Below are 25,307 nucleotides of genomic sequence, written 5' to 3'. Positions count from 1 at the left end.
GATGCTTGCGATTACCAGGGCAGCGAATAGGTCTTGGTGTTGGTGAAGCTCTTCATCGCCTCGAGCACGCCTTCCTTGTAGCCCAGGCCCGAGTCCTTGATGCCGCCGAAGGGCGTGAGCTCCAGCCGGTAGCCCGGCACTTCGCGCACGTTGACGCTGCCCACGTTCAGTTCGCGGATGAAGCGCGTGATGTAGTCGAGGCGATTGGTGCAGACCGCCGACGAGAGGCCGTAGGCCGTGCCGTTGGAAATGCGGATCGCCTCGTCGATGTTCTTGAAGCGGATCACCGGCGACACGGGCCCGAAGGTTTCGTGCTTGGCCACGGTCATCTCGGGGTCGACGTGGTCGAGCACCGTCGGCGAATAGAGCGCGCCGCGGCGCTCGTTGCCGTAACGCAGCTTGGCACCGGCGGCAATGGCTTCGTTGACCACCGCCTCGAACTGCTTGGCCGCGGCTTCGTCGATCACGGTGCCCATGTCGGTGTCGGGGTCCATCGGGTCGCCGTACTTCAGCGCGCGGGTCTTGGCGACCAGCAGTTCGACGAACTGGTCGGCCACCGACTCATGCACCAGCATGCGCTTGACTGCCGTGCAGCGCTGGCCCGAGTTCTTGTACGAACCGTTGGCGGCGAGCGTGGCGGCTTCTTCCACGTCGGCGTCTTCCATCACGATGATCGGGTCGTTGCCGCCCAGCTCCAGGATCTGGCGCTTGTAGACGGCCTTGCCCGCGATGTACTTGCCGATGGGCACGCCGCCGGTGAAGGTGACGAGATCGACATCGGCATTCGTGAGCAGCTCGTCGGCGATCTCCTTCGGGTCGCCGGTGAGCACCGACAGCATCTGCGGCGGCAGGCCCGCTTCGTACAGGATGTCGGCCAGCAGGAACGCCGTGAGCGGCGTCTTCTCGCTGGGCTTCAACACGATGCGGTTGTTCGTCGCAATGGCCGGCGCCACCTTGTGGATCACCTGGTTCAGCGGATGGTTGAACGGCGTGATCGCGGTGATGGCGCCCAGCAGCGGCTCGCGCATCGTGTAGACCTTGCGGCTCTTGCCATGGTGCGTGAGGTCGCACGAGAACACCTGGCCGTCGTCCACCAATGCCTGGTTGGCGGCGAACAGCAGCACATCGGACGCACGGCCCACTTCGTACAGCGAGTCCTTGCGGCACAGGCCCGACTCCATCGTGATCACGCGCGACATTTCATCGAGGCGCGAGGCGATGATCTCGCCCGCGCGCATCAGGATCTTGTAGCGCTCGTAGCGTGTGAGCGTGGGCTTGTAGTCGCGGGCGATGCGCAGCGCATTGCGCACGTCGTCCAGCGTGGCCTTGGGCACGGTGGCGATCACTTCGCCGGTGTAGGGATAGGTGACCTCGATGGTGCGGTCGCGGTGGACGCGTTCACCGGCGATGCGCAGGGCTTCGCGGTGGATGGTGCCTGGCTTCAGGATGGCTTGGCTCATGGAGTGCTCCGGGGACGTGTCTGTTCGGGTTACTGGGCGTGGTTCAGCGCAATGTCGAGCGCATCGAAGTTGCGCAGACGCCGGCTGGCAGCGATGCCCGTCACGGGGCGATTGCAGATGAGCGGCACGCGCTGTTCCGACACGCCGCCGTGCGAGCGCAGCGGCACTTCGAGCGCCGACAGGTCGTGGCGGCTCGCCGCGGTGCCGATGACGGTGTTGCGCTCGCTCACCACCACGATGTCGCCGATGCGGTCGGGCGGCAGCTCGAAGCGCTGCGCGGCGTCCTTGCGGGAGAGCACGAGTTCCATGCCCGGCACGCGCTGGATGCGGTCGATCCAGCCCGCCACGCGCGCCTCGTCGGGTGCGTACACGGTCGCGAACGAACCGAGGGCGCCGTGGTGCACCACATACGGGTCGGTGATCGGCAGGATCACGCGGGCCACGCCGGCGCCGTACCACTCATCGAGCACGTCCTGCAGGTAGATGACGTTGGGCGAGCCGTCGGCGCCGTGCTTGTCGTTCATGCCGTGGTCGGCAGTGACGACGATGGTGGCGCCCAGCGCATCGAGCTGCGCGAGGTAGCCGTCCATCATCGCGTAGAAGGCATTGGCCGCGGGGCTGCCCGGCGCGGCCTTGTGCTGCACGTAGTCGGTGGTCGAGAGGTACATCAGGTCCGGGCGGCGCGATTCCATCAGCTTCACGCCCGCCGCGAACACGAACTCCGACAGCTCCGCGCTGTAGACCGAGGGCACCGGCATGCCGACCATGCCGAGCACGTCGTCGATGCCGTTTTCTTCCATCGTCACCTGGTCCGACTTCTCCGACGAGAAGCAGATGCCCTTCATCTTGTGGCCCAAGAGCTTGCGCAGCTTGTCCTTGGCCGTGACCACGGCGACCTTGGCGCCTGCATCGGCGAACGCGGCCAGCACGGTGCCGGCACGCAGGTACTTGGGGTCGTTCATCATCACTTCCTGGCCGAGCTCGCGGTCGAAGAAGTAGTTGCCGCAGATGCCATGCACCGCGGGCGGCACGCCGGTCACGATCGACAGGTTGTTGGGGTTGGTGAACGAGGGCACGACGCAATCGCCCAGCAGGTTGGCGCCGGACTTGATCATGCGATCGAAGTACGGCGCGACGCCGGCCGCGATGGCCGCATCGAGGTAGGCCGGCTCGCTGCCGTCCACGCACACGACCACGACGGGGCGTGCCATCCAGCGATAGCTTCGGGCATTGACTTCGAGTGTCTCCGGTGTCATTTCAGACTTCCTTCTGGGGTGGGTTGTTCGATGCCGCGGTCGTGCCGGAATCGGCGCGGCCGAAGGCCTTGTGCATGCGCGAGCGGCTGCCCGCGACGTGTTCGCGCAGCGCGCGCCCCGCCGTCTCGGGGTTGCCGCTGGCAATGGCCTCGACGATGTGACTGTGTTCGTCGGCCGAGACCCGGAGGCCCCCGCCGCTGTCGAGCGCGCGCATTCTGAAAAGGTGCAGCTCCTTCACGAGGCGCTTGTAGGTCTCGGTGAGCTTCTTGCTGCCCGCGGTGTCAAGCAGGATCTCGTGGAACTGCAGGTTGAGTTGCGCGTATTGCTCCACGTCCTGCGCCTGGGCCGCGGAACGCATGGCATCGACCATGGCGCGCAGCCGCTCGATCGCGTCGGGCGCGATGGCCAGCGCTACGCGGCGGCCGATGATTTCTTCGAGCGCCTCGCGCAGTTCGTAGATTTCGTCGGCTTCTTCGAAAGCGATTTCGCGCACGAAGACGCCGCGGTTCTTTTCGTTGCGCACGAGGCCGGCTTCCTCGAGCGCGCGCAGCGCCTCGCGAATCGGGCCGCGGCTGGTGTTGAAGCGCTGCGAGAGCTCGCTTTCGTTGATGCGGCTGCCCACGGGGAGCTCGCCGGTCATGATCAAACGCTCGATTTCTTCCTGCATCAGCATCGGCAGCGAGCTGGATTGGAGAAACGCGAGGGCGGCGGAGTGATTGCTGGTGACCATGGGGCGTATTTTCCCGAAGAATTGAAAACTGTCAACAATCTTTTATTGACAGTCATCAATCGTCAATCTACATTGCGTTGACCGGACGGCGCTCGCCCTCTTGCGTCAAGCCAGCCCCTCACCCTCTCAGTGACAGCAAGCCCTCTCAGGAGAAACAGATGACGATGAAACAAAGCACGCGCCGTCTCACGGCCGCCCTGTGTGTTGCGGCGCTCGGCCTCATGGCCGGCACGGCGTGGGCGCAGAAGACCCCGCTCCTGGTCTATACGGCGCTCGAGACCGACGCCATGAAGCTCTACAAGGACGCCTTCGAGAAAGCCAACCCCGACATCGAAGTGAAGTGGGTGCGCGACTCCACCGGCATCGTCACCGCCAAGCTGCTGGCCGAAAAAGCCAACCCGCAGGCCGACGTGGTGGCGGGCCTGGCCGCCAGCAGCCTCGCGCTGCTGCAGCAGGAAGGCATGCTCCTTCCGTACGAACCCAAGGGCTTCAAAGAGCTGAACCCCGCGTACTCCGACAGCGCCCGTCCACCTGCCTGGGTCGGCATGGACGTGTGGGCCGCGACCATCTGCTTCAACCGCATCGAGGCGCAGAAGCTGGGCCTGCCCAAGCCCGAGAGCTGGAAGGACCTGGCCAAGCCCGTCTACAAGGGCACGATCTCGATGCCGCATCCGGCCTCCAGCGGCACCGGCTACCTCGACGTGTCTTCCTGGCTGCAGAACATGGGTGACGCGGAGGGCTGGAAGTACATGGATGCGCTGCACCAGAACATCGCGCAGTACGTGCATTCGGGCTCCAAGCCTTGCAAGCAGGCGGGCGCGGGCGAGTTCCCGATCGGCATCTCCTTCGAGTTCCGCGCGCACCAGGTGAAGAAGTCGGGCGCGCCGGTCGACCTGATCTTTCCGAAGGAGGGCCTCGGCTGGGACATCGAGGCCACCAGCCTCATGAAGACCAGCACGAAGCTGGAGCAAGGCAAGCGCTTCGCCGACTGGATGGCCAGCAAGGAAGCCAACCAGATCAGCGCGCGCTGGTGGGCCGTCGTTGCCTATCCGGGTGTCGTGTCGAAGCTCGAAGGCATTCCCGACAACTACGAAAAGCTGCTCGCCAAGAACGACATCAACTGGGCCGCAAAGAACCGCGAACGCATCCTGGCCGAGTGGAGCAAGCGCTACGAAGGCAAGGCCGAACCGAAATAAGGCTTGCTCGCCCCCAGGCTGCGCGCACTTCGTGTCGCTTCTCCAACCCCCTACCGGGGGCGACACCTGCGGCCCGGCGAAGCCGGTTCCGCGGTGTCCCACGAAGCAACCCGATACGTCCACGGCCTTTTTCAAATCCGCGACGCCGAGCCCTGCGGCGCCCCAACGACGAGTGCGAAAAATGGACATGACCGACACCCGATTCATCACCAGCCCCGTGTCCACAGCCGCCCCCGCGGCGCTGGAGATCATTGGCGTCCGCAAGGACTTCGAGACCTTCAGCGCATTGCGCGATGTGCACCTGCGCGTGAACCCCGGCGAGATGCTGTGTTTTCTCGGCCCCTCGGGCTGCGGCAAGACCACGCTCTTGCGCATCATCGCGGGCCTGGAGACGCAGACCGCCGGCCAGATCCTACAGAACGGCAAGGACGTCTCGTGGCTCTCGCCGGACAAGCGCGACTACGGCATCGTGTTCCAGTCGTACGCGCTTTTTCCCAACCTCTCGATTGCCGAGAACATCGGCTATGGCCTCGTCAACAGCCGCGCCAAACGCGGCGAGATCAAGGCGCGTGTCGAGGAGTTGCTCAAGCTCGTCGGCCTGCCGACCTCGGGCAACAAGTACCCGAGCCAACTCTCCGGCGGCCAGCAGCAGCGCGTTGCATTGGCCCGCGCGCTCGCCACGCGCCCCGGCCTCCTGCTGCTCGACGAGCCGCTCTCGGCGCTCGACGCGCTGGAGCGCATTCGCCTGCGCGGTGAGATCCGCCGGCTGCAAAAGCAGGTCGGCATCACCACCATCATGGTCACGCACGACCAGGAAGAAGCGCTGTCGATGGCCGACCGCATCGTGGTCATGAACCACGGCGTGATCGAGCAGGTCGGCACCCCCATGGAGGTCTACGAACAACCTGCCACACCCTTCGTGGCGGACTTCGTGGGCAAGGTCAACGTGCTGCGCTCGGTGGCGCTGGGCAACCACCGCTTCCAGGTGGGCGACATGGAACTCGAATGCGATGCCTGCGATGGCGCTTTCGATCCCGGCGAAGCCGTCAACCTCTACCTGCGACCCGAAGACCGCGCGGTCGAGCACCTGGGTGACGACACGCCCAACCGGCTGCAGGCCAGGGTCACCAAGGTCGAATTCCTCGGCGGCCTCTGCATCGCCGAGGTGACGGCCGATGCGCTGCACGGACAGGTGCTGGGCCTGCACTTCTCGCTCAACCAGCTGCACGACCTGGACATCCGCGAAGGCAACACCATCGACATCGCGCTGCGCGCCAACCGCATCCGCGCTTTCTCGGCCGCACGCACGCCCAAGCCATGAACACGCTGGCCCACCCTTCCGCCGTGAAGGCTTCGTCGTTCGCCGCGCGGCCCACGATGCGCTGGAGCCGAGACGAAACCATCGCGCGCGCCATCCTGTTCGTGGTGATGGCGATGCTGTTCGTGTTTCTCATCGCACCGCTGGTCACCATCCTCGCGCACGCGGTGCAGGACAAGGACGGCCGCTTCGTCGGCCTTGCGCACTTCATCACCTACTTCCAGACGCCGAGCCTGCTGCGCGCGGCCTGGAACTCGGTCTGGGTGTCGGCGGCGGTGGTGATGATCTCGGTGCCCATCGCCTTCGTCTTCGCCTACGCGCTCACACGCAGCCGAATGCCGGCGCCGCTGAAGGCGGTGTTCCGCCTCATCGCGCTGATCCCGCTGCTCGCGCCCTCGCTGCTGTCGGCCATCTCGTTCGTGCAGTGGTTCGGCAACCAAGGCGCGCTCAAGTTCCTCTTGGGCGGCATGTCGATCTACGGCGCGCCGGGGATCATCCTGGCCGAGGTCTACAACACCTTTCCGCATGCGCTGATGATCCTGGTCACCGCACTGTCGCTGGCCGACGGCCGGTTGTACGAAGCAGCGGCCGCGCTGCGCACGCGGCCGTTCCGCCAGTTCATGACGATCACCCTGCCCTCCTGCAAGTACGGCCTCATCAGCGCGGCGACCGTGGTCTTCACCTACGTGGTGAGCGACTTCGGCGCGCCCAAGGTGATCGGCGGCAATTTCAACGTGCTGTCGGTCGATGTGTTCAAGCAGGTGGTCGGGCAGCACAACTTCTCCATCGGCGCGGTGGTGGGCATGCTGCTGCTGCTGCCCTCGATCGTCTCGTTCGTGATCGACTACGTGGTGCGGCGCAAGCTCAAGGCGCAGCTCACCGCGCGCTCGGTGCCCTACAGCCCCAAGCGCCGCAAGGTGGCCGACACGCTGCTCACGCTCTTCTGCACTGTCGTGTGCGGCCTCTTGCTGGCCACCATCGGCATGGCGATCTACACCTCGCTGATTTCGCTCTGGCCCTACGACCTGTCGTTCACGCTCAAGCACTACCACTTCGTGCTGGTCGAGAGCGACATGGCCGCGGCCTATGGCAACAGCCTGCTGGTGGCCATGGTCACCGCGGTGGCCGGTTCGCTCATCGTCTTCGTGGGCGCCTACCTCATCGAGAAGACGCGCAACCTCGGCCTCATGCGCAAGGGCATGCACCTGATGGCGGTGCTGTCGATGGCGGTGCCAGGCCTGGTGCTGGGTCTCGGCTACGTGATGTTCTTCAACCATCCGGCCAACCCGCTGAACTTTCTGTACCAGACGATGGCGATCCTCATCATCTCGATGGTGGTGCACTACTACACCTCGAGCCACCTCACGGCGGTGACGGCGCTCAAGCAGATCGACAACGAGTTCGAGGCCGTCTCGGCCTCGCTCAAGGTGCCGTTCTTCAAGACCTTCCTGCGGGTGACGGTGCCGGTGTGCCTGCCGGCCATCCTCGATATCGGGCGCTACTTCTTCGTGGTGTCGATGGCCAGCCTCTCGTGCGCCATCTTTCTCTACACGCCCGAGACCATCCTCGCCTCGGTCGCGATCATGCATCTGGACGACGCCGGCGACATCGGCCCGGCATCGGCGCTCGCGAGCCTGATCGTGGTCACTTCCACGCTCGTGTGCATCGCCTACTCGCTGCTGACCCGCGTGCTGCTCGCGCGCACGCAGGCCTGGCGCAACCTCGCCCGCGGCTGAACACACAACGCATCTCTCTCATTCCTTTCCCCGCCTGGAGACACCATGAGTCAAACGCCCTACCCCATCCTGCTCACGCCCGGCCCCCTGACCACCTCGGACCGCACACGCAACGCGATGCTGCGCGACTGGGGATCATGGGACGCCGACTTCAACCAGATCACCGCGCGCATCCGCAAGGAAGTGCTGAACATCGTGCACGGCAGCGGCACGCACGAATGCGTGCCGCTGCAGGGCAGCGGCACCTTCTCGGTGGAAGCGGCCATCGGCACCATCGTGCCGCGCAACGGGCATGTGCTGGTGCCGAGCAACGGCGCGTACTGCCAGCGCCTGGCGAAGATCTGCAAGGTGCTCGGCCGCAAGCTGACCACCATCGACTACACCGAGGAAAAGCAGGTCTCGCCGGCCGACGTCGATCGCGCGCTCGCAGCCGACCCCAGCATCACCCACGTGGCCGTGGTCCATTGCGAAACGGGCGCCGGCGTGCTCAATCCGCTGCACGAGATCGCGCTGGTGGTTGCCAAGCACGGCCGGGGTCTGATCATCGATGCGATGAGTTCCTTCGGTGCGCTGGAGATCGATGCACGCAAGACGCCCTTCGATGCGGTCGTCGCCGCCTCGGGCAAGTGCCTCGAAGGCGTGCCGGGCATGGGCTTCGTCGTCATCAAGCGCAGCACGCTCGAGAAGTGCGAAGGCAACTGCCACTCGCTGAGCATGGACCTGTACGACCAGTGGGTGTACATGGAGAAGACCACGCAGTGGCGCTTCACGCCGCCCACGCACGTGGTGGCGGCGCTCGACACCGCCATTGCGCAGTACATCGAGGAAGGCGGCCTCGCCGCGCGCGGCGCCCGCTATGCGCGCAACTGCAAGGGCCTCATCGACGGGCTGGCCGCGCTGGGCTTCAGGAGCTTTCTCGACCCTGCGATCCAGGCGCCGATCATCATCACCTTCCACGCGCCCGACGATGGCAACTACGACTTCAAGACCTTCTATCAAGAGGTCAAGAAGCGCGGCTACATCCTCTACCCGGGCAAGCTGACGCAGGTGGAAACCTTCCGCGTGGGCTGCATGGGGCACTTCGGCGAGGCCGGCATTCCGGGTGCGGTCGCGGCGATTGCGGACACGCTCAAGGCCATGGGCATCCGGCAGGTATCGGCGGCGCCCGTCCCGGCCTGATCGCACGGCGTCCGGCCGCGCGAGGCCGGCAGGCCGGCATATTGCAGTACGGGTCCTACACCGGAGGGGACGCCGCGCTTCGCATAATCGCCCGCATGACGGCGCTCAGCAGCGACATTCCCGCCCGGCTGGACCGCCTGCCCTGGTCGCGCTGGCACTGGCGCGTGGTCATCGCGCTGGGCGTGGCATGGATCCTGGACGGCCTGGAGGTCACGCTGGTGGGCTCCATCGGCGCGGTGCTCGAGCGGCCCGACACGCTGGGCCTCACGGCGGGTGAGATCGGCTGGTCGGGGTCCATCTACATTGCGGGTGCCGTCGTCGGCGCGCTCGTCTTCGGACGGCTCACCGACCGGCTCGGGCGCAAGAAGCTGTTCCTCATCACGCTGGCGGTCTACACGGTGGGCACGCTGGCCACGGCCTTCTCACCCGACTTCGCGTTCTTCGCGCTGTGCCGCTTCGTCACGGGCCTGGGCATCGGCGGCGAGTACGCGGCCATCAATTCGGCCATCGACGAACTCATTCCGGCGCGGGTGCGCGGGCGCGTCAACCTCGCGATCAACGGCAGCTTCTGGATCGGCGCGGCACTGGGCGCGGCGCTCAGCCTCGTGCTGCTCGACGCGCGCGTGATCGGCCCGGTGTGGGGCTGGCGCGCGGGCTTCGCCTTGGGCGCGGTGCTGGCGGTGGCGATCCTGCTGGTGCGGCGCCATGTGCCCGAAAGCCCGCGCTGGCTCATCGCGCACGGGCGTGTCGACGAGGCCGAACGCATCGTGGCGGGCATCGAGCACGAAGTCCAGGCGCAGCACGGACCGCTGCCGGCGCCGCGAGGCCACGTGAACTACACGGCCGCGCGGGCGAACAGCCCCTCGATGCGCGAAGTGGCGCGCGTGCTGCTGCGGCGCTACACGGCGCGCAGCGTGGTGGCTGCGGCGCTGATGATCTCGCAGGCCTTCTTCTACAACGCGATCTTCTTCACCTACGCGCTGGTGCTCACCCGTTTCTACGGCGTGCCCGAGGGCCGCGTGGCGCTCTACATCTTTCCATTTGCGCTCGGCAACGTGCTCGGGCCGCTGCTGCTGGGGCCGTTGTTCGACAGCGTGGGCCGGCGCCGGATGATTGCGCTCACCTATGTGTTCGCCGGTGTCGGCCTCGCGCTCACCGGCTGGGCCTTCATGAACGGCTGGCTCGATGCGCGCAGCCAGGCGCTGTGCTGGTCGGCGGTGTTCTTCCTCGCCTCTGCCGCGGCGAGTTCGGCCTACCTGACGGTCAGCGAAGTGTTCCCGCTCGAGATGCGCGCCATGGCCATCGCGATCTTCTATGCCATCGGCATGGGCGCGGGCGGCTTCGTGGCACCGGTACTGTTCGGCGAACTGATCGAGACCGGCAGCCGCGGCGCGGTGATGGCGGGCTACCTGATCGGCGCGGCGCTGGTCATCGTCGCGGGACTGCTCGCGCTGCGCTATGCGGCAGATGCGGAGCGCAAGCCGCTGGAGGAAGTGGCGCCGCCGCTGTCGTCGGAAGCAGGCGGCGAACGCTGAGCGGCGCTACAGCGCGCAGGTCCTGAAGCCGAAGAAGCCGTCGTCTCGTTCCGGCAGCGCAAAGCTCCGGCGGCGCGGCGAACGAAGCCGCGCACGCGTGGCGAACGATGCACCGCGCAGCACGCGCGCCCGGCCGAAGGCAGCCACCGGATCGAACTCGCCGCCCGCGCTCCAGGGGTCGGCCCGGAACCCGGGCCATGGCTGCAGCGTGCCCGCCGTCCACTCGTGCACATCGGCCCAGCGGAAGCCTCGCCGCGCGGCCGTGTGCGCCGCGATTTCCCACTCGACCTCGGTCGCGATGCGGCGCCCCGCCCAGCGCGCCCAGGCGTCGGCCTCCCACCAGCTCAGGTGCACCGCGCTGTGGTGCCCCGCCGCGCGCACGGTGACGCCGAAGCGGTGCTGCAGCACCGAGCCTCCGGTTCCGTTGCGCGCCACGCCGATCTGCTCGACATGGCGCGGCCCGCGCCGCCCCTCGACCTGCGCGGCCAGCCAGCGCCAGCCTTCGGGATGCCACAGCTCGTCGCGGTCGTAGCCGCCGTCGTCGACGAATTCGATGTACTGGTTCCAGGTGACGGGCTGTGCATCGATCTCGAACTCGGGCACGTCGATGCGGTGCACGGCGCGCTCCTGCGCAAAGGCGAAGCCGCTCTCGGGCAGGCCCAGTTCCCAGCGCGTGGCGGGCACCAGGAGCGGCTCGCGCGTGACGGCGATGGGCGCCTGCTCGATGCCAAGCGGCAGCCCGAGCGTTTGCGCCATCACCACGAACTGCTCGCCGCGCAGGTCTTCGTGGAACAGCGCGAGGCGGTAGAAGTAGAGGCCCGCGTCGGTCTCGGCCGCGTGCTCGAGCAGCTCGAGCGTGCTCTCCAGCGTCTCGAGCAGGTAGGCCTTGGTCTGGCCGAGGTAAGGCAGGTCGGCCGACCAGCGGCGGCCGGGCGAACTGTGCGCCGGATTCCACCAGTCGTCGGCACTCGGTTCGATGGCCGCGAGGCGCGTGGGACGCACCGGGCAGTCGATGCCGAAGGCGCGCTGCGTGTTGCGGCCGATCCACCACTCGGCGAACCAGCCGATGTGCCCGGCCAGCCACACCGGAGGCACCACGCCCTCTTCTTCGGGCACGGGCGGCACGGCGAGGGCTTCGGAGCCCAGCGCCTCTTCGTACAGGGAGAGCAGGTGGAGCGTGTGGTTGCGCGCGTCGATCAGGGCCAGCGAGAGCAGGTCGCGGCCAGCGCTGCGAATCTCGGGAGCGTCGATCGACCACGATGCCGCCCCGGCGGCAGACGGTGTGTGTCGCGGTGTCTGGGCCATGGTGACATTATGAACAGCCGACGACCCTGGGTACGCCCTCAAGGAACTTTCCGGCTACACCGATAGAATCCGCACCGCCTCACCCACCCGACCCGCTGGCACACAAGGCCAGCGCGTCGGGTGCCGTCGTATCTGGAGGCTCCCAATACAAAAATGGAGATGTAATGCAAGGCTTGCTCAAGCTGTCCCGGGCCATCGACTGGCTCAATGCCCAGGTGGGCAAATACGCCATCTGGCTCATCCTGGCCGCCACGGTGATCAGCGCACTCAACGCGATCGTCCGCAAGGTCTTCAACACCAGTTCCAACGCCTTCCTCGAAGTGCAGTGGTACCTCTTTGCGTGGTCGTTCCTGATCGCCGCCGGCTACACGCTGCTGCATCGGGAGCATGTGCGCATCGACGTGGTCAACAGCCGCTTGTCCAAGAAGAAACAGGTGTGGATCGACGTCATCGGCTTCGCCTGCTTCCTCACGCCGCTGTGCATCACGGTGCTCTACCTGTCGATGCCCGTGGTGATCCAGATGTACCAGTCGGGCGAGATGTCGGGCAACTCGGGTGGCCTCATTCGCTGGCCGGTGTGGGCGGCCCTGCCGGTGGGCTTCACGCTGCTGCTCTTGCAGGGCTGGTCGGAGCTGATCAAGCGCATTGCCTTCCTGCGCGGACAAGGTCCCGACCCGATGGGCCGGCTGACCGACAAGACGGCCGAGGCCGAACTCATCGAGGCGCTGCGCCTGCAGGCCGAGGCGGACGCCGCCAAGGCTGCCGCAGCAACAGCAGGCACGGGCGCAGCCCCCAAGCCGCAACACTGAACGACCAGGCGCCAGACAAACACCATGGAATTCATCGTTGCCAACTTCGCCCCGATCATGTTCGCGGGGCTCATCTGTTTCCTGCTGCTGGGTTTCCCGGTGGCCTTCAGCCTCGGGGCCTGCGGCCTCTTCTTCGGTTTCGTGGGCGTCGAGCTCGGCGTGTTCCAGTCGTCGGTGATGGCGTGGCTGCCGCAGCGGCTGATCGGCATCATGGCCAACGACACGCTGCTGGCCGTGCCCTTCTTCACGCTCATGGGACTCATACTCGAGCGAAGCGGCATGGCCGAGGACTTGCTCGACACGGTCGGCCAGGTCTTCGGTCCGATGCGCGGCGGCCTCGCGCTGGCGGTGATCTTCGTCGGCGCGCTGCTGGCGGCGACCACCGGCGTGGTGGCTGCCTCGGTCATCTCGATGGGCCTGATCTCGCTGCCGATCATGCTGCGCTACGGCTACGACCGGCGCCTGTCCAGCGGCGTCATCGCCGCCTCGGGCACGCTCGCGCAGATCATCCCGCCCTCGCTGGTGCTGATCATCATGGCCGACCAGCTCGGCAAGAGCGTCGGCGACATGTACAAGGGCGCCTTCCTGCCCGGCTTCATGCTGATGGGCCTGTACGTGCTGTACGTGGTGTTCCTCGCGATCTTCAAGCCCACGCACGTGCCCGCGCTGCCGCCCGAGGCACGCACCTTCCGCGAACCCAACGGCAGCGGCGGCTACGCCTCGCTGGTGGGCATCACCGCCCTGTCAGCAGTGGTGGCCGTGGTGCTGGCGCGCAACATGGAATTGGTGCACACCTGGTTCCAGGGCCGTGAAGTGACCTCCGTGGCGACCGACGAAAAGGTCGTCGTCGCCATGTGCGGCGGCGTGTTCGTGGCGCTGGTGATCGCGCTGATCAACAAGGGCCTGAAGCTCAACCTCTTGTCGCGCCTGGCCGAGCGGGTCACCTTCGTGCTGATTCCGCCGCTGCTGCTGATCTTCCTGGTGCTCGGCACCATCTTCCTGGGCGTGGCCACGCCGACCGAAGGCGGCGCAATGGGTGCCATGGGCGCGCTCATCATGGCCTGGGTCCGCCGTCGCATGAGCTTCTCGCTGCTCAAGCAGGCGCTGGGCTCGACCACGCGGCTCTCCAGCTTCGTGATGTTCATCCTGATCGGCGCCACGGTGTTCAGCCTGGTGTTCCAGGCGGCGGACGGCCCGATCTGGGTTGAGCACCTGCTGACGTCGCTGCCCGGCGGACCGGTGGGCTTTTTGATCGCGGTGAACGTGCTGGTGTTCTTCCTGGCGTTCTTCCTCGATTACTTCGAGCTGTCGTTCATCGTGGTGCCGCTCCTGGCACCGGTGGCGCACAAGATGGGCATCGACCTCATCTGGTTCGGCGTGCTGCTGGCGGTGAACATGCAGACCTCGTTCATGCACCCGCCCTTCGGGTTCGCGCTCTTCTTCCTGCGCTCGGTCGCACCCGAGAAGCAGTACGTGGACCGCGTGACGCAGAAGGTCATGGAGCCGGTCACGACGATGCAGATCTACAAGGGCGCGGTCCCGTTCGTGCTGATTCAGCTCACCATGGTGGGCGTGCTGATCGCGTTCCCGCAGATCGTGACGGGCAGCCTCGACAAGGAAGTGAAGGTCAACCTCGACGACATCGGCGCGCAGATGCGTGACAGCCTGAAGTCCGACGAGGGCGCAACGCCGACCGATCCCTACGGCGGCCCCGAGGAAGCCGCACCGGGCGCCGAGCCGGGCGCGCCGGGTGCAGCCGCACCTGGGGCGCCGGAGCCCTCGGTGGAAAGCACCGAGAGCGATCCGATGAAGGCGATGGAAGACGCGCTCAAGGCGCAGAACCCGAAGCCCTGAGTAAACACCGCCTCCTTCCCCAGGAGGCGGCCCATGAAAAAAGGCCGGCCCGCGCAAGCGGACCGGCCTTTTTGCTGCACGCCGCCGGCAAGCCGGCGGCGGTGCATCGCATCAGATCTTGACCGAGTTCATGTACTGGTTGAACGGGTACTCCGAGAAGCGGTTCCACAGGATCTGGTCGCGCTGGAAGGCGCGCATGTCCTGGTGAATCTTCTTGAAGTCGGCCGACTTGGCTTCGTGCTCGGCGAACACTTCCATCGAGGCCTTGAAGCCCGCGTCCATCACGGCCTTCGGGAACGGCTTGAGCTGCGTCTTGGCGGCCACGAGGCGCTTGATCGCGAGCGGGTTGAAGGCGTCGTACTTGGCGATCATGTCGCGCGCGGCAACCTTGGTGGCCGCATCGAGGATGGCCTTGTTCTCGTCCGACAGCTTGGCGTAGGCCTTGTTGTTGATGAAGAACTCCAGGTCGGCGCCGCCTTCCCACCAGCCGGGGTAGTAGTAGTACGGGGCGACCTTGTTGAAGCCCAGCTTCTCGTCGTCGTACGGGCCGACGAACTCGGCGGCGTCCAGCGTGCCCTTCTCGAGCGCTTGGTACACGTCGCCGGCGGGCATGTTCTGCGACACCACGCCCAGCTTGGCCATGGCCTCGCCGAACACGCCGCCGCCCATGCGCATCTTCAGGCCCTTCAGGTCTGCGACCGTCTTGATTTCCTTGCGGTACCAGCCGCCCATCTGCGTGCCGGTGTTGCCGGCGCTGGCGGTGCGGAAGTTGTACTGCGCGAAGAAGGCATCCAGCAGCTTGCGGCCGTTGCCGTACTCTTTCCACGAATCGGTCTGGCGTGCGGTGAGGCCGAAGGGCACGGCGCAGCTGAACGCGAAGATCGGGTCCTTGCCGGTGAAGTAGTAGGCGGCGGTTTGCGCCATTTCGAGCGTGTCGCCCTGCAGCGCATCGACGACGCCGAATGCGGGCATCAGCTCACCGGCCGGATGGACCGAGATTTCGAACTTGCCGCCCGACAGTGCCTTGACTGTTTTCGAGAGCATTTCGGCACTGCCGAAAATGGTGTCGAGCGAACGGGGAAAGCTGGACGCGAGACGCCAGCGAATCGCAGATTGCGCGTGAACGGCCGGCGCAATGCCGGCGGCCAAAACGCCGGCGATGCCCGCGTTTTTGATGAGGGAACGACGATCCATTGAATGCACTCCGAGTTCTTGGGAAAAACGAAACGCGGCTTGTGACCGCGTTGGGGACTTTTGTATAAGTCTTCTTGATTGTAAAAACCGCCTTACAGGCGTCCGGCGGGGGTTTACCCTGCGACGGCGCCGAAGCGTTGCGTGATCGATGCCGCAATGCCCGTAGCATCGAGTCCGATCGATGCAAGCAGCTTGGCCGGATCGCCATGTTCGATGAAGCGGTCGGGCAGGCCCAGTTGCAGCACCGGCTTCTGCACATTCGCAGCCTGCAATGCCTCGAGCACCGCACTGCCCGCGCCGCCCATCGTGGCGCCCTCTTCGAGCGTGACGATGGCATCGTGCGTGCCCGCCACCTGCAGCAGCAGTTCGACGTCGAGCGGCTTGGCCCAGCGCATGTTGACCACCGTGGCATCGAGCGATTCGGCCGCGGTGAGCGCCGGGTACAGCAGCGAGCCGAACGCGAGGATCGCGATGCGCTTGCCTTCGCGGCGCACCTCGCCCTTGCCGAGCGGCAGTGCGTCCAGCGTGAGGTGCGGCGCAACGCCGGCACCCGCGCCGCGCGGATAGCGCACCGCCACCGGGTGGTTCTGCTCGTAGGCGCTCGTGAGCAACTGGCGCAACTCGCGTTCGTCCGCGGGGCAGGCGATGCTCATGTTGGGAATGCAGCGCAGGAACGGAATGTCGTAGGCGCCCGCGTGCGTCGCGCCATCGGCGCCGACGAGGCCGGCGCGGTCGAGCGCGAACACCACCGGCAGGTTCTGGATCGCCACGTCGTGGATCAGCTGGTCGTACGCGCGCTGCAGGAAGGTCGAGTAGATCGCGACCACCGGCTTCAGGCCCTCGCATGCCAGACCGGCCGCGAAGGTGACCGCGTGCTGTTCGGCGATGCCGACGTCGTAGTAACGATCGGGAAAGCGCTGCTCGAACTCGACGAGCCCCGAGCCTTCGCGCATCGCGGGCGTGATGCCCACGAGCCGGCCGTCGTGCGCGGCGGTATCGCACAGCCACTGGCCGAACACCTGCGTGAAGGTCTGCTTGGCTACCGTGGTCGACTTGACGAGGCCGACTTGCGGATCGAACTTGCCCGGCCCGTGGTAGGCCACCGGATCGGCCTCGGCCAGCTTGTAGCCCTGCCCCTTCTTCGTGACCACGTGCAGGAACTGCGGGCCGCTCAGATGCTTGAGGTTCTCCAGCGTGGGCACCAGCGAATCGAGGTCGTGCCCGTCGATCGGGCCGACATAGTTGAAGCCGAACTGCTCGAACAGCGTGGCCGGCACCACCATGCCCTTGGCATGCTGCTCGAAGCGCTTGGCGAGTTCGAACAGCGGCGGCGCGGCGCGCAGAACGCTCTTGCCGACGTTCTTGGCGGCGGCGTAGAAATTGCCGCTCATCAGCTGCGCGAGGTAGCGGTTGAGTGCGCCCACCGGCGGGCTGATCGACATGTCGTTGTCGTTCAGGATCACCAGGAGCTTGCAGTCGCACACGCCCGCGTTGTTGAGCGCTTCGAAGGCCATGCCGGCCGTCAATGCGCCGTCGCCAATGATCGCCACGGTGTAGCGGTCTTCGCCCTTCTGCTTGGCCGCCATTGCCATGCCGAGCGCGGCCGAGATGCTGGTGGACGAGTGCGCGGTGCCGAAGGTGTCGTACTCGCTTTCGCTCCTCTGCGGAAAGCCCGAGATGCCGCCGATCTGCCTGAGCGTGGGCATGCGCTCGCGGCGGCCGGTGAGGATCTTGTGCGGATAGGTCTGGTGGCCAACGTCCCACACGAGCCGATCGTGCGGCGTGTTGAACACGTGGTGCAGCGCGACGGTGAGCTCGACCGTGCCGAGGTTGGAACTCAGGTGGCCGCCGGTGCGCGAGACGTTGTCGAGCACGCAGGCGCGCACCTCGTCGGACAGCTGCCGCAGCTGTGCGCGGTCGTACTGGCGGATCGGCGAGGGGTCGTGGAGAGTGGGAAGCAACGGAGCCATGTGGGATTTGTTCTTTTTTCAGCGGTCGCGGTCGACCACCATGTGGGCCAATGCACGCAGCGCGGCGGTGTCGGCCAGGCCGCTCTTGGTCAGGGCGGCGAGCGCATCGGCCAGCAGTTGGCGGGCCTGCGTGCGTGCACCGTCGAGGCCGAGCAGCGACACATAGGTGGGCTTGTCGGCGGCGGCGTCCTTGCCGGCCGTCTTGCCCAGGGTTTGCGAATCGGCGGTGACGTCGAGGATGTCGTCCACCACCTGGAATGCGAGGCCGATTGCCGCGCCGTAGTCGCGCAGCGCCGCCAGCGCAGCGGCGCTCACATTGCCGCACGCAGCGCCCATCTCGACGCTGCCCTGCAGCAGCGCGCCGGTCTTCAGCCGGTGCATTTCGCGCAGCTGGGTTTCGTTGAGTGCAATGCCGACGCTGGCCAGGTCGATCGCCTGGCCGCCCGCCATGCCCTGGCTGCCGGCGGCGCGCGCGAGCAGGCGGCACAGCGTGGCCTGCGTGGCCGCGGGAATCTCGTCGCCCTCGGGCGCCAGCAGCTCGAAGGCCAGGGCCTGCAGCGCGTCGCCCGCGAGCAGCGCATCGGCTTCGCCGAACTTCACATGCACCGTGGGCTTGCCACGGCGCAGCACGTCGTTGTCCATGCAGGGCAGGTCGTCGTGCACCAGCGAATAGGCGTGGATCAGTTCGGCGGCGCAGGCCGCGCGCAGCGCAGCGGCTTCATTGCCGCCGACCGCCTCGCTGGCCGCGAGCACCAGGAGCGGCCGCAGGCGCTTGCCGCCGTCGAGCACCGCGTAGCGCATCGCATCGCCCAGCAGTACCGGCGCCTCGACGCCGACCCAGCGCGACAGCGCCGCTTCGACACGCATCAGGTGCGGTTCGCTCCAGCCGGCGAGCCGGGCGGGGGTCCAGTCGGTCATGGTGGCCGCGCTCATTCGGCCGTCCAGACCTTGAGGCTGCCCGCGTCGAGCACCTTGATCTGGTCTTCGACCGCCTGCAGCTTGTCGCGGCAGAAGGCGAGCAATGCGGCGCCGCGCTGGTAGCTGCCCAGGAGCTGATCGAGGGGCAACTGGCCCGATTCGAGTTCTGCAACCAGTTGTTCCAGTTCCTGAAGCCCGGCTTCGTAACTGACGGGCAACGGCCCCGTATCGGGCGTGGCCGCCGGGCTGGAAGAGGAAGGGGAAGGCACCTTGGGCATGCAACGGAACGTGGGTGAAACGGGGCATTTTAGGACGGGGGGACAAATGGGGGCCCCCGGGTACAATGCGAATTCTTCTTGTTGGCAAAACCGACACATTCTTCGGGCCGTCGCACTCTCAGACGGCGCCTTCCGTTATTTCCTCTTTTTCTCCCTGTGGGGAGCTTGGTCAGGTCCTCCATGTCTGATTTAAGTCTTCAACTGCAGCAGGCCGCGAGCCAACTTCCAGTTTCCGCGTATTTCGACGAGGCCCTGTACGCCCGCGAAATGCAGAACCTTTTTGCGCGAGGGCCCCGCTATGTCGGCCATCGCCTCGCCGTGCCCGAAATGGGCAATTTCCACACCCTGCCGCAGGAGCACCAAGGCCGCGCGCTGGTCCACACGCCCAAGGGCGTGGAGCTGATCTCCAACGTGTGCCGCCACCGCCAGGCGCTGATCCTGCAGGGCCGCGGCCAGCTGGACAACCAGGCCGGCGGCAACATCGTCTGCCCGCTGCACCGCTGGACCTACGCCGCGAGCGATGCGCGCACCACCGGCACGCTGATCGGCGCCCCGCATTTCGATCAGGACCCGTGCCTGAACCTGCACAACTACCCGCTCACCGAGTGGAACGGCCTCCTGTTCGAGAAGAATTCGGACGGCACCGGCCGCGACGTGGCCGCCGACATGCGCGGCCTGGGCCCGCAGGCCGACCTCGACTTCTCGGGCTACGCGCTCGACCGCGTCGAGCTGCACGAGTGCAACTACAACTGGAAGACCTTCATCGAGGTCTATCTGGAGGACTACCACGTCGGCCCGTTCCACCCCGGCCTCGGGAGCTTCGTCACCTGCGACGACCTGCGCTGGGAGTTCAACCAGAACTATTCGGTGCAGACGGTCGGAGTGGCCAACCGCCTCGGCCGAGCGGGCAGCCCGGTCTACCAGAAGTGGCAGGAGCAGTTGCTCAAGTACCGCGACGGCAAGCCGCCGAAGTACGGCGCGATCTGGCTCACCTACTACCCGCACGTGATGGTCGAGTGGTATCCGCATGTGCTCACCGTCTCGACGCTGCACCCGGTGAGCCCGACCAAGACGCTCAACATGGTGGAGTTCTTCTACCCCGAGGAAATCGTCGCCTTCGAGCGCGAGTTCGTCGAGGCCCAGCAGGCCGCCTACATGGAGACCTGCGTGGAAGACGACGAGATCGCCGAGCGCATGGACGCCGGCCGCCGCGCGCTGATGCTGCGCGGCGACAACGAGACCGGCCCGTACCAGAGCCCGATGGAAGACGGCATGCAGCAGTTCCACGAGTGGTACAAGGCCGCGATGCAGAGCACCTGAGTCGATGACTGCCGCATCGACGGGTGTTCTGGGAACACCGCGGAACCGGCTTTGCCGGGCCGCTGGTGTTGCCCCCGGTGAGGGGGTTGGAGAAGCGACACGAAGTGTGCGAAGCCTGGGGGAGAGTCAATAGTGCAAGCGCTCTGGATGGTGCTCGGCGCCTTTTTGTTCGCGACGATGAGCGTGGTCGTGAAGGTCGCCTCGCAGTGGTTCAACAGCGGCGAGATGGTGCTGGGCCGCGGCCTCATCGGCATCGTTTTCCTCTGGCTCCTGGCTCGCAAGATGCGCGTCTCGCTCGCCACCAAATACCCCGGCATGCACGCGTGGCGCAGCACCATCGGCGTGATCTCGCTGGGAGCATGGTTCTACGCCATCGCGCACATGCCGCTCGCCACCGCCGTCACGCTCAACTACATGAGCAGCGTGTGGGTCGCTGCCTTCCTGATTGGCGGCGCGCTGCTCGCATGGGTGCCGGTGCCCGGACGCGACGGCCGCGTGGCGCGCCCGCCGCTGCAGGGCGCGCTCGCCATGACGGTGCTCGCAGGCTTCATCGGCGTGGTGCTGATGCTCAAGCCCACGGTGAGCGGCAACGAAGGCTTCGCGGGCATGCTGGGGCTGCTGTCGGGCCTCACGGCCGCCTTCGCCTACATGCAGGTCGTGGCGCTCTCTCGCATCGGCGAGCCAGAGCTGCGCACGGTTTTCTATTTCGCGGTCGGCTCGGCCGTCGCCGGTGCCTTCGCCACGGCGGCCACCGGGTTTTCGGGCGGCAGTTCGTGGACGTGGCAGCATGCGCTGTGGCTGCTGCCCATCGGCCTGCTCGCCGCCCTCGGGCAGCTCTGCATGACCCGTGCCTACGCCACGGCCAAGACAGAAGCCGGCACCCTCGTGGTGGCCAACCTGCAGTACTCGGGCATCATCTTTGCGGCGTTCTACAGCGTGGTGGTGTTCGATGACCGCATCGATGCCGCCGGCTGGGGCGGCATGGCGCTCATCATCGCGAGCGGCATCGCGGCCACCGTGCTGCGCCAGCGGGCGGTGCCCAAGGCGCCGGCCGAAGAACACTGAAGACAACCTCTCCGAAGGAGATCACGACCATGTACACCACCCTCGTCAGCGTCGAACAACTCCAGCAACTGCAAGCCAGCGATGCACCGCTCATGGTGTTCGACTGCAGCTTCGACCTCATGAAGCCCGAAGCCGGCCCGCAGCTCTACGCCGCGGCCCACATTCCGGGCGCGCAATACGCCAACCTCGACACCGACCTGAGCGCCAGGCACGGCCTGCCCGGCGCGCACGGCGACGTGGTCGTCGCGCAGGAAGACGGCGTGCCCGCCTCGGGCGGCCGCCATCCGCTGCCCAGCCGCGAGAAGTTCGCGGCGTGGCTTTCCAGCGTCGGATTCTCCAACGACATGCAGGCCGTGGTGTACGACCGCAACGGCGCCAACTACTGCGGGCGCCTGTGGTGGATGCTCAAGTGGATGGGCCACGACGCGGTGGCCGTGCTCGACGGCGGCCTGCAGGCCTGGCAGGCCGTGGGCGGCGAAGTGACCGACCGCGAGGAGCCCGCGCGCTTCCAGTCGAATTTCGTACAGGGCGAGCCGTTGGCGAAGCTCGTGACTACCGACACCGTGTTGCGTCGGCTCGGCCAAGCTGACCAGCAGCTGATCGACGCACGGGCCGGTGCACGATATCGCGGCGAGGTGGAACCTCTGGACCCGATTGCCGGTCACATCCCCGGGGCCCTGAACCGGCCCTTCGCCGACAACCTCGGCCCCGACGGCAAGTTCAAGCCAGCATCGCAATTGCGTGCCGAGTTCGAAGCGCTGCTCGCGGGACGCGATGCGGCGACAGTCGTCCACCAATGCGGCAGCGGCGTGAGCGCGGTGCCCAACCTGCTTGCGATGCAGATCGCCGGGCTCGGGACGACCGCGCTCTATGCCGGCAGCTGGAGCGAATGGAGCAACACGCCGGGGCTGCCGACCCGGCAAGGCGCAGAACCATGAAACCCATCCGACTCCGACGCATCTCCGGTCTCGCAATCTCCGCAGCCTTGTTCGCTGCAGCCCCGTTCGTTTCCGCGCAAGCCCAGCAGCAACACGCCCATGTGCACGGCCAGATGAAGCTGGACGTGGCCATCGACGGCCCCACCGTGGTGATCGACATGGAATCGCCGCTGGACAACATCGTCGGCTTCGAACGCGCCCCGAAGACCGATGCCGATAAAGCCACCGTCGAAGCCGCCGTCGCCCAATTACGCGCGGCCGACAAGCTCTTCACCATCGACCCCGCCGCCAACTGCAAGCTCGGCCCGGTCGACCTGCGCTCCGGCGCGCTCGGCCTCGGCAACCCCGACCCGAACGAGCCTCCGGGCCATGCCGACCTGGACGCGACCTTCTCCTTCAACTGCACCAACGCGGCCGCCGCGAAGTTCATCGACCTGAACCTGTTCAGCGTCTTCAAGGGCCTGCGCCAGATCGATTCGCAGATCGCTTCGTCGCAAGGCCAGTTCAAGCGCCAGCTCAAGCGTCCCACCGGTGCGCAAGCGGCCCAGCCCGCTCGCTTGAGCTGGGGCAAGTAGCACTGTGAGCACCGCTTCGCAGGCCGACTCGACGCCCCTGCGCGTCGTGCTCGCGGCCGAATCGCTGCGCTTTACATGGCCCGGCGTGAAGGCGCCCTGCATCGACATCGAGGCCTTCCGCATCACCGCCGGCGAATCGGTGTTTCTGCACGGCCCGAGCGGCTGCGGCAAGAGCACGCTGCTGTCGCTGCTGGCCGGCGTGCTGGTGGCCGACGAAGGCCGCGTGAGTTTGCTGGGCCACGACTGGTCACAGCTCTCCAGCGCCGCGCGCGACCGCTGCCGCGTGGCGCATGTCGGCTACATCTTCCAGCAGTTCAACCTGCTGCCTTACCTGAGCGTGCTCGACAACGTGCTGCTGCCCTGCCGCTTTTCGGCGCGGCGCGAAGCGCAGGCCGCGCGCCGCGGCAGTTCGCACGGTTCACGCGAAGAAGCAGAGCACCTGCTCGACCAGATGGGCCTGGACCGCAACCTCTGGAAGCGCCAGGCGCTGCAGCTCTCGGTGGGCCAGCAGCAGCGCGTGGCCGCGGCGCGTGCGCTCATCGGCCAGCCCGAAGTGGTGATTGCCGACGAGCCGACCTCCGCGCTCGACGAAGACCGGCGCGAGGCCTTTCTCGACGTGCTGTTGACCGCCTGCGTCGAGAACCACAGCGCCCTCGTCTTCGTGAGCCATGACCAGCGCATTGCGCAGCGCTTCGCGCGGCATGTGCTGCTGCCCGAGATCAATCGCGCGGCTTCGACGGCGATGGCGGTGGACGCATGAACGCCCTCTTTTCCATCGCGTGGCGCAGCGCCTGGAACCGCCGGTTCACGCTCGCACTCACTGTGTTCTCGATCGCGCTCTCGACCTTCCTGCTGCTTGGCGTCGAGCGCATCCGCACCGAGCTGCGCGAGAACTTCGCCTCGTCCGTTTCGGGCACCGACCTCATCGTCGGCGCGCGCACCGGCTCCACGCAGCTCCTGCTGTACTCGGTGTTCCGCATCGGCGCGGCCACCAACAACATCTCCTGGAAGAGCGTGCAGGCGCTGGCCGCGCACCAGGGCGTCGACTGGGTCGTGCCGCTGTCGCTGGGCGATTCGCACCGCGGCTTCGCGGTGCTGGCGACATCGCCCGAGTACTTCGCGCGCTTTCGCTACGGCGACAAGCAACTCCTGAAGCTGCGCGAGGGCAAGCCCTTCAGCGAACTCTTCGATGCGGTGGTCGGTGCCGAAGTGGCCGACAAGCTCGGCTACCACGTGGGCCAGAAGATCACGCTCGCGCACGGCAGCGGCGAACTCAACGTGGCCGAGCATGCCGACAAGCCCTTCACCGTGGTCGGCGTGCTCGCACGCACCGGCACGCCGGTGGACCGCACGGTGCACATCGGCCTCGAAGCGATGGAGGCCATCCACCTCGAATGGGTGGGCGGCGCGCCGATGCCGGGCGTGAAGATTCCCGCCGAGCAGGTGCGCAAGTTCGACCTCACGCCCAAGAACGTGACGGCCGCGCTCGTGGGCCTGAAGAACCGCGCCGCGGTGTTCGGCGTGCAGCGCTGGATTTCCACCTACAACGGCGAACCGCTGATGGCCATCCTCCCCGGCGTGGCGCTCGACGAGTTGTGGAGCGTGATCGGCATCGGCGAGAACGCGCTCTTGCTGATGTCGGCGTTGGTCGCGCTGGTGAGCCTCGCGGGCCTGGTCTCCGTGGTGATGGCGGGCCTGAATGAACGGCGGCGCGAGTTGGCTGTGCTGCGCGCCGTGGGCGCGGGCCTGCGCCATGTGCTGGCGCTGCTCGCGCTCGAAGGCGCGATGGTCACCGTGCTCGGCGTGGCCTTCGGCGTGGTGATGGCGGTGCTCGGCATCGCCCTGCTCTCGCCGTGGCTGCAGTCGCAGTTCGGGCTGACACTGAGCCTCTCGGAACCTACACTCAACGAGTGGCTGCTGATGGCGAGCCTGCTGGTCGCAGGCTGGCTGGCAAGCTTGCTCCCTGGCATTCGCGCCTACCGACTCTCACTGGCGGACGGCCTCTCACCGAGGATTTGAACCATGCGCATCGCAAAGAAGATTTCCACGATCACGGCTTTCAATCGGCTTTCATTGCTGCTGGCCGGCGCCGGCCTCGCAGCGATGGCATGGGCCGCCGAACCAGCCCCCAAGGACACCACCGCATCGAACCCGCTCGGCGGCAAGGCTGCCGCACCCGCCGTTGCCAAGGGCACGCCGGGCCAGCCGCGCCAAATCACCTGGGAAGAACTGGTGCCCAAGGACTGGGACCCGGCCAAGGACTTCAAGGGCATGGACCTGAGCGCGCTGGACGACGGCGACCCGCGCGCCAACGAGATGCTCATGAAGATGCAGGAGGTGTCGAACAACGCACCGACCAACCCTGCGATGAACGGCGCCGAGATCAAGATCCCCGGCTTCATCGTGCCGCTCGAAGAGGCCAAGGGCGAGGTCACCGAGTTCCTGCTCGTGCCCTACTTCGGCGCCTGCATCCACACGCCGCCGCCGCCGGCCAACCAGATCCTGCACGTCATTCCGCAGAAGGGCGCCAAGTTCCGCGCCATGGACACCGTGTGGGTCACCGGCAAGCTGCAGACCCAGCGCAACGATTCGATGATGGGCGTGAGCGGCTACCACGTGAGCGCGAGCAGCGTCACGAAGTACTCGGGCGGCGCCAAGTAAGACAAACGCC

22 protein-coding genes are annotated in these 25,307 nt (G+C 66.6%); 14 read left to right on the top strand and 8 right to left on the bottom strand.

Translation table 11 applies throughout. The features are described from left to right. Nucleotides 1-11: 11 nt before the first annotated feature. The 3 genes from phnY to VARPA_RS08715 are packed head-to-tail and all read right to left on the bottom strand — an operon-like array spanning nucleotide 12 to nucleotide 3,446. A complete protein-coding gene (phnY, locus tag VARPA_RS08725) occupies nucleotides 12-1,460 on the bottom strand; it encodes a phosphonoacetaldehyde dehydrogenase (protein WP_013540187.1) in 1,449 nt (482 codons plus the stop codon). Between the two features lie 29 nt (nucleotides 1,461-1,489). After that, nucleotides 1,490-2,716, bottom strand: coding sequence for a phosphonoacetate hydrolase (gene phnA, locus VARPA_RS08720; protein ID WP_013540186.1), 1,227 nt, complete (start codon nucleotides 2,714-2,716; stop codon nucleotides 1,490-1,492). A gap of 1 nt (nucleotide 2,717) precedes the next feature. Further along, on the bottom strand, nucleotides 2,718-3,446 hold the full coding sequence (locus tag VARPA_RS08715; RefSeq protein WP_013540185.1) for a phosphonate utilization associated transcriptional regulator: 729 nt from the start codon (nucleotides 3,444-3,446) through the stop codon (nucleotides 2,718-2,720). 158 nt (nucleotides 3,447-3,604) lie between these two features. On the opposite strand from VARPA_RS08715, the gene VARPA_RS08710 reads away from it, so the two are divergent. The 5 genes from VARPA_RS08710 (at nucleotide 3,605) to VARPA_RS08690 (ending at nucleotide 10,410) form a co-directional block, all read left to right on the top strand. Beyond that, nucleotides 3,605-4,642: a putative 2-aminoethylphosphonate ABC transporter substrate-binding protein gene (locus VARPA_RS08710; RefSeq protein WP_013540184.1), complete on the top strand. Its 1,038-nt coding sequence runs from the start codon at nucleotides 3,605-3,607 to the stop codon at nucleotides 4,640-4,642. A 181-nt stretch (nucleotides 4,643-4,823) separates the two neighbouring features. Then, complete coding sequence (locus tag VARPA_RS08705; protein ID WP_013540183.1) at nucleotides 4,824-5,963, top strand: putative 2-aminoethylphosphonate ABC transporter ATP-binding protein; 1,140 nt, start codon at nucleotides 4,824-4,826, stop codon at nucleotides 5,961-5,963. Next, nucleotides 5,960-7,696, top strand: coding sequence for a putative 2-aminoethylphosphonate ABC transporter permease subunit (locus VARPA_RS08700; protein WP_013540182.1), 1,737 nt, complete (start codon nucleotides 5,960-5,962; stop codon nucleotides 7,694-7,696). Before VARPA_RS08705 ends, VARPA_RS08700 begins: the two co-directional genes overlap by 4 nt. Before the next feature lie 45 nt (nucleotides 7,697-7,741). Further along, a complete protein-coding gene (locus tag VARPA_RS08695) occupies nucleotides 7,742-8,875 on the top strand; it encodes a 2-aminoethylphosphonate--pyruvate transaminase (protein WP_013540181.1) in 1,134 nt (377 codons plus the stop codon). A 95-nt stretch (nucleotides 8,876-8,970) separates the two neighbouring features. Continuing rightward, a complete protein-coding gene (locus VARPA_RS08690) occupies nucleotides 8,971-10,410 on the top strand; it encodes an MFS transporter (protein ID WP_013540180.1) in 1,440 nt (479 codons plus the stop codon). Nucleotides 10,411-10,416: 6 nt separating this feature from the next. Here VARPA_RS08690 and VARPA_RS08685 read toward each other — a convergent pair whose 3' ends face one another. Then, nucleotides 10,417-11,715 (bottom strand): SUMF1/EgtB/PvdO family nonheme iron enzyme, encoded by a 1,299-nt coding sequence (locus tag VARPA_RS08685; protein ID WP_013540179.1) that lies wholly within the window; start codon nucleotides 11,713-11,715, stop codon nucleotides 10,417-10,419. A 164-nt stretch (nucleotides 11,716-11,879) separates the two neighbouring features. Here VARPA_RS08685 and VARPA_RS08680 point away from each other — a divergent pair, with 164 nt between their 5' ends. Further along, nucleotides 11,880-12,524: a TRAP transporter small permease subunit gene (locus VARPA_RS08680; protein WP_013540178.1), complete on the top strand. Its 645-nt coding sequence runs from the start codon at nucleotides 11,880-11,882 to the stop codon at nucleotides 12,522-12,524. 24 nt (nucleotides 12,525-12,548) lie between these two features. Beyond that, nucleotides 12,549-14,378 carry a TRAP transporter large permease gene (locus tag VARPA_RS08675; protein ID WP_013540177.1) on the top strand — a complete coding sequence of 610 codons (1,830 nt, stop codon included), beginning with the start codon at nucleotides 12,549-12,551 and terminating at the stop codon, nucleotides 14,376-14,378. A gap of 111 nt (nucleotides 14,379-14,489) precedes the next feature. Here VARPA_RS08675 and VARPA_RS08670 read toward each other — a convergent pair whose 3' ends face one another. The 4 genes from VARPA_RS08670 to xseB form a co-directional block, all read right to left on the bottom strand. After that, a complete protein-coding gene (locus VARPA_RS08670) occupies nucleotides 14,490-15,572 on the bottom strand; it encodes a TRAP transporter substrate-binding protein (protein ID WP_013540176.1) in 1,083 nt (360 codons plus the stop codon). Between the two features lie 113 nt (nucleotides 15,573-15,685). Next, a complete protein-coding gene (gene dxs, locus VARPA_RS08665; RefSeq protein ID WP_013540175.1) occupies nucleotides 15,686-17,542 on the bottom strand; it encodes a 1-deoxy-D-xylulose-5-phosphate synthase in 1,857 nt (618 codons plus the stop codon). A gap of 18 nt (nucleotides 17,543-17,560) precedes the next feature. Continuing rightward, the gene (locus tag VARPA_RS08660; RefSeq protein WP_013540174.1) at nucleotides 17,561-18,475 is read right to left on the bottom strand and encodes a polyprenyl synthetase family protein; all 915 of its coding nucleotides are present in this window, start codon (nucleotides 18,473-18,475) and stop codon (nucleotides 17,561-17,563) included. Beyond that, entirely contained in the window at nucleotides 18,472-18,738 is a 267-nt protein-coding gene (gene xseB, locus VARPA_RS08655) for an exodeoxyribonuclease VII small subunit (protein ID WP_013540173.1), read from the bottom strand. Before xseB ends, VARPA_RS08660 begins: the two co-directional genes overlap by 4 nt. Before the next feature lie 180 nt (nucleotides 18,739-18,918). Between xseB and VARPA_RS08650 the strand changes: the two genes are divergently transcribed. The 7 genes from VARPA_RS08650 to VARPA_RS08620 all read left to right on the top strand — a co-directional run bounded on the left by VARPA_RS08650 (nucleotide 18,919) and on the right by VARPA_RS08620 (nucleotide 25,297). Then, entirely contained in the window at nucleotides 18,919-20,058 is a 1,140-nt protein-coding gene (locus tag VARPA_RS08650) for an aromatic ring-hydroxylating oxygenase subunit alpha (protein ID WP_013540172.1), read from the top strand. Nucleotides 20,059-20,205: 147 nt separating this feature from the next. Next, nucleotides 20,206-21,123, top strand: coding sequence for a DMT family transporter (locus VARPA_RS08645; protein ID WP_013540171.1), 918 nt, complete (start codon nucleotides 20,206-20,208; stop codon nucleotides 21,121-21,123). A 29-nt stretch (nucleotides 21,124-21,152) separates the two neighbouring features. Then, nucleotides 21,153-22,061, top strand: coding sequence for a sulfurtransferase (locus tag VARPA_RS08640; RefSeq protein ID WP_013540170.1), 909 nt, complete (start codon nucleotides 21,153-21,155; stop codon nucleotides 22,059-22,061). Beyond that, a complete protein-coding gene (locus tag VARPA_RS08635; RefSeq protein ID WP_013540169.1) occupies nucleotides 22,058-22,636 on the top strand; it encodes a DUF2796 domain-containing protein in 579 nt (192 codons plus the stop codon). The genes VARPA_RS08640 and VARPA_RS08635 overlap by 4 nt, the downstream gene beginning before the upstream one ends. 4 nt (nucleotides 22,637-22,640) lie before the next feature. After that, on the top strand, nucleotides 22,641-23,396 hold the full coding sequence (locus tag VARPA_RS08630; RefSeq protein WP_013540168.1) for an ABC transporter ATP-binding protein: 756 nt from the start codon (nucleotides 22,641-22,643) through the stop codon (nucleotides 23,394-23,396). Continuing rightward, on the top strand, nucleotides 23,393-24,655 hold the full coding sequence (locus VARPA_RS08625) for an ABC transporter permease (RefSeq protein WP_013540167.1): 1,263 nt from the start codon (nucleotides 23,393-23,395) through the stop codon (nucleotides 24,653-24,655). The genes VARPA_RS08630 and VARPA_RS08625 overlap by 4 nt, the downstream gene beginning before the upstream one ends. 3 nt (nucleotides 24,656-24,658) lie before the next feature. Next, nucleotides 24,659-25,297, top strand: a complete 639-nt coding sequence (locus VARPA_RS08620; RefSeq protein WP_013540166.1) for a DUF3299 domain-containing protein — start codon at nucleotides 24,659-24,661, stop codon at nucleotides 25,295-25,297. The last annotated feature ends 10 nt before the right edge of the window (nucleotides 25,298-25,307 follow it).

It is taken from the genome of Variovorax paradoxus EPS (genome assembly GCF_000184745.1).
Classification (GTDB): domain Bacteria; phylum Pseudomonadota; class Gammaproteobacteria; order Burkholderiales; family Burkholderiaceae_C; genus Variovorax; species Variovorax paradoxus_C.
This window is presented reverse-complemented; position numbering and strand designations above follow the sequence as displayed.

Excerpts from the sequence above, each read along its gene's own strand:
- phnY (WP_013540187.1), bottom strand. The coding sequence starts at position 1,460 with ATGAGCCAAGCCATCCTGAAGCCAGGCACCATCCACCGCGAAGCCCTG.
- phnA (WP_013540186.1), bottom strand. The coding sequence starts at position 2,716 with ATGACACCGGAGACACTCGAAGTCAATGCCCGAAGCTATCGCTGGATG.
- VARPA_RS08715 (WP_013540185.1), bottom strand. The coding sequence starts at position 3,446 with ATGGTCACCAGCAATCACTCCGCCGCCCTCGCGTTTCTCCAATCCAGC.
- VARPA_RS08710 (WP_013540184.1), top strand. The coding sequence starts at position 3,605 with ATGACGATGAAACAAAGCACGCGCCGTCTCACGGCCGCCCTGTGTGTT.
- VARPA_RS08705 (WP_013540183.1), top strand. The coding sequence starts at position 4,824 with ATGGACATGACCGACACCCGATTCATCACCAGCCCCGTGTCCACAGCC.
- VARPA_RS08700 (WP_013540182.1), top strand. The coding sequence starts at position 5,960 with ATGAACACGCTGGCCCACCCTTCCGCCGTGAAGGCTTCGTCGTTCGCC.
- VARPA_RS08695 (WP_013540181.1), top strand. The coding sequence starts at position 7,742 with ATGAGTCAAACGCCCTACCCCATCCTGCTCACGCCCGGCCCCCTGACC.
- VARPA_RS08690 (WP_013540180.1), top strand. The coding sequence starts at position 8,971 with ATGACGGCGCTCAGCAGCGACATTCCCGCCCGGCTGGACCGCCTGCCC.
- VARPA_RS08685 (WP_013540179.1), bottom strand. The coding sequence starts at position 11,715 with ATGGCCCAGACACCGCGACACACACCGTCTGCCGCCGGGGCGGCATCG.
- VARPA_RS08680 (WP_013540178.1), top strand. The coding sequence starts at position 11,880 with ATGCAAGGCTTGCTCAAGCTGTCCCGGGCCATCGACTGGCTCAATGCC.
- VARPA_RS08675 (WP_013540177.1), top strand. The coding sequence starts at position 12,549 with ATGGAATTCATCGTTGCCAACTTCGCCCCGATCATGTTCGCGGGGCTC.
- VARPA_RS08670 (WP_013540176.1), bottom strand. The coding sequence starts at position 15,572 with ATGGATCGTCGTTCCCTCATCAAAAACGCGGGCATCGCCGGCGTTTTG.
- dxs (WP_013540175.1), bottom strand. The coding sequence starts at position 17,542 with ATGGCTCCGTTGCTTCCCACTCTCCACGACCCCTCGCCGATCCGCCAG.
- VARPA_RS08660 (WP_013540174.1), bottom strand. The coding sequence starts at position 18,475 with ATGAGCGCGGCCACCATGACCGACTGGACCCCCGCCCGGCTCGCCGGC.
- xseB (WP_013540173.1), bottom strand. The coding sequence starts at position 18,738 with ATGCCCAAGGTGCCTTCCCCTTCCTCTTCCAGCCCGGCGGCCACGCCC.
- VARPA_RS08650 (WP_013540172.1), top strand. The coding sequence starts at position 18,919 with ATGTCTGATTTAAGTCTTCAACTGCAGCAGGCCGCGAGCCAACTTCCA.
- VARPA_RS08645 (WP_013540171.1), top strand. The coding sequence starts at position 20,206 with ATGGTGCTCGGCGCCTTTTTGTTCGCGACGATGAGCGTGGTCGTGAAG.
- VARPA_RS08640 (WP_013540170.1), top strand. The coding sequence starts at position 21,153 with ATGTACACCACCCTCGTCAGCGTCGAACAACTCCAGCAACTGCAAGCC.
- VARPA_RS08635 (WP_013540169.1), top strand. The coding sequence starts at position 22,058 with ATGAAACCCATCCGACTCCGACGCATCTCCGGTCTCGCAATCTCCGCA.
- VARPA_RS08625 (WP_013540167.1), top strand. The coding sequence starts at position 23,393 with ATGAACGCCCTCTTTTCCATCGCGTGGCGCAGCGCCTGGAACCGCCGG.
- VARPA_RS08620 (WP_013540166.1), top strand. The coding sequence starts at position 24,659 with ATGCGCATCGCAAAGAAGATTTCCACGATCACGGCTTTCAATCGGCTT.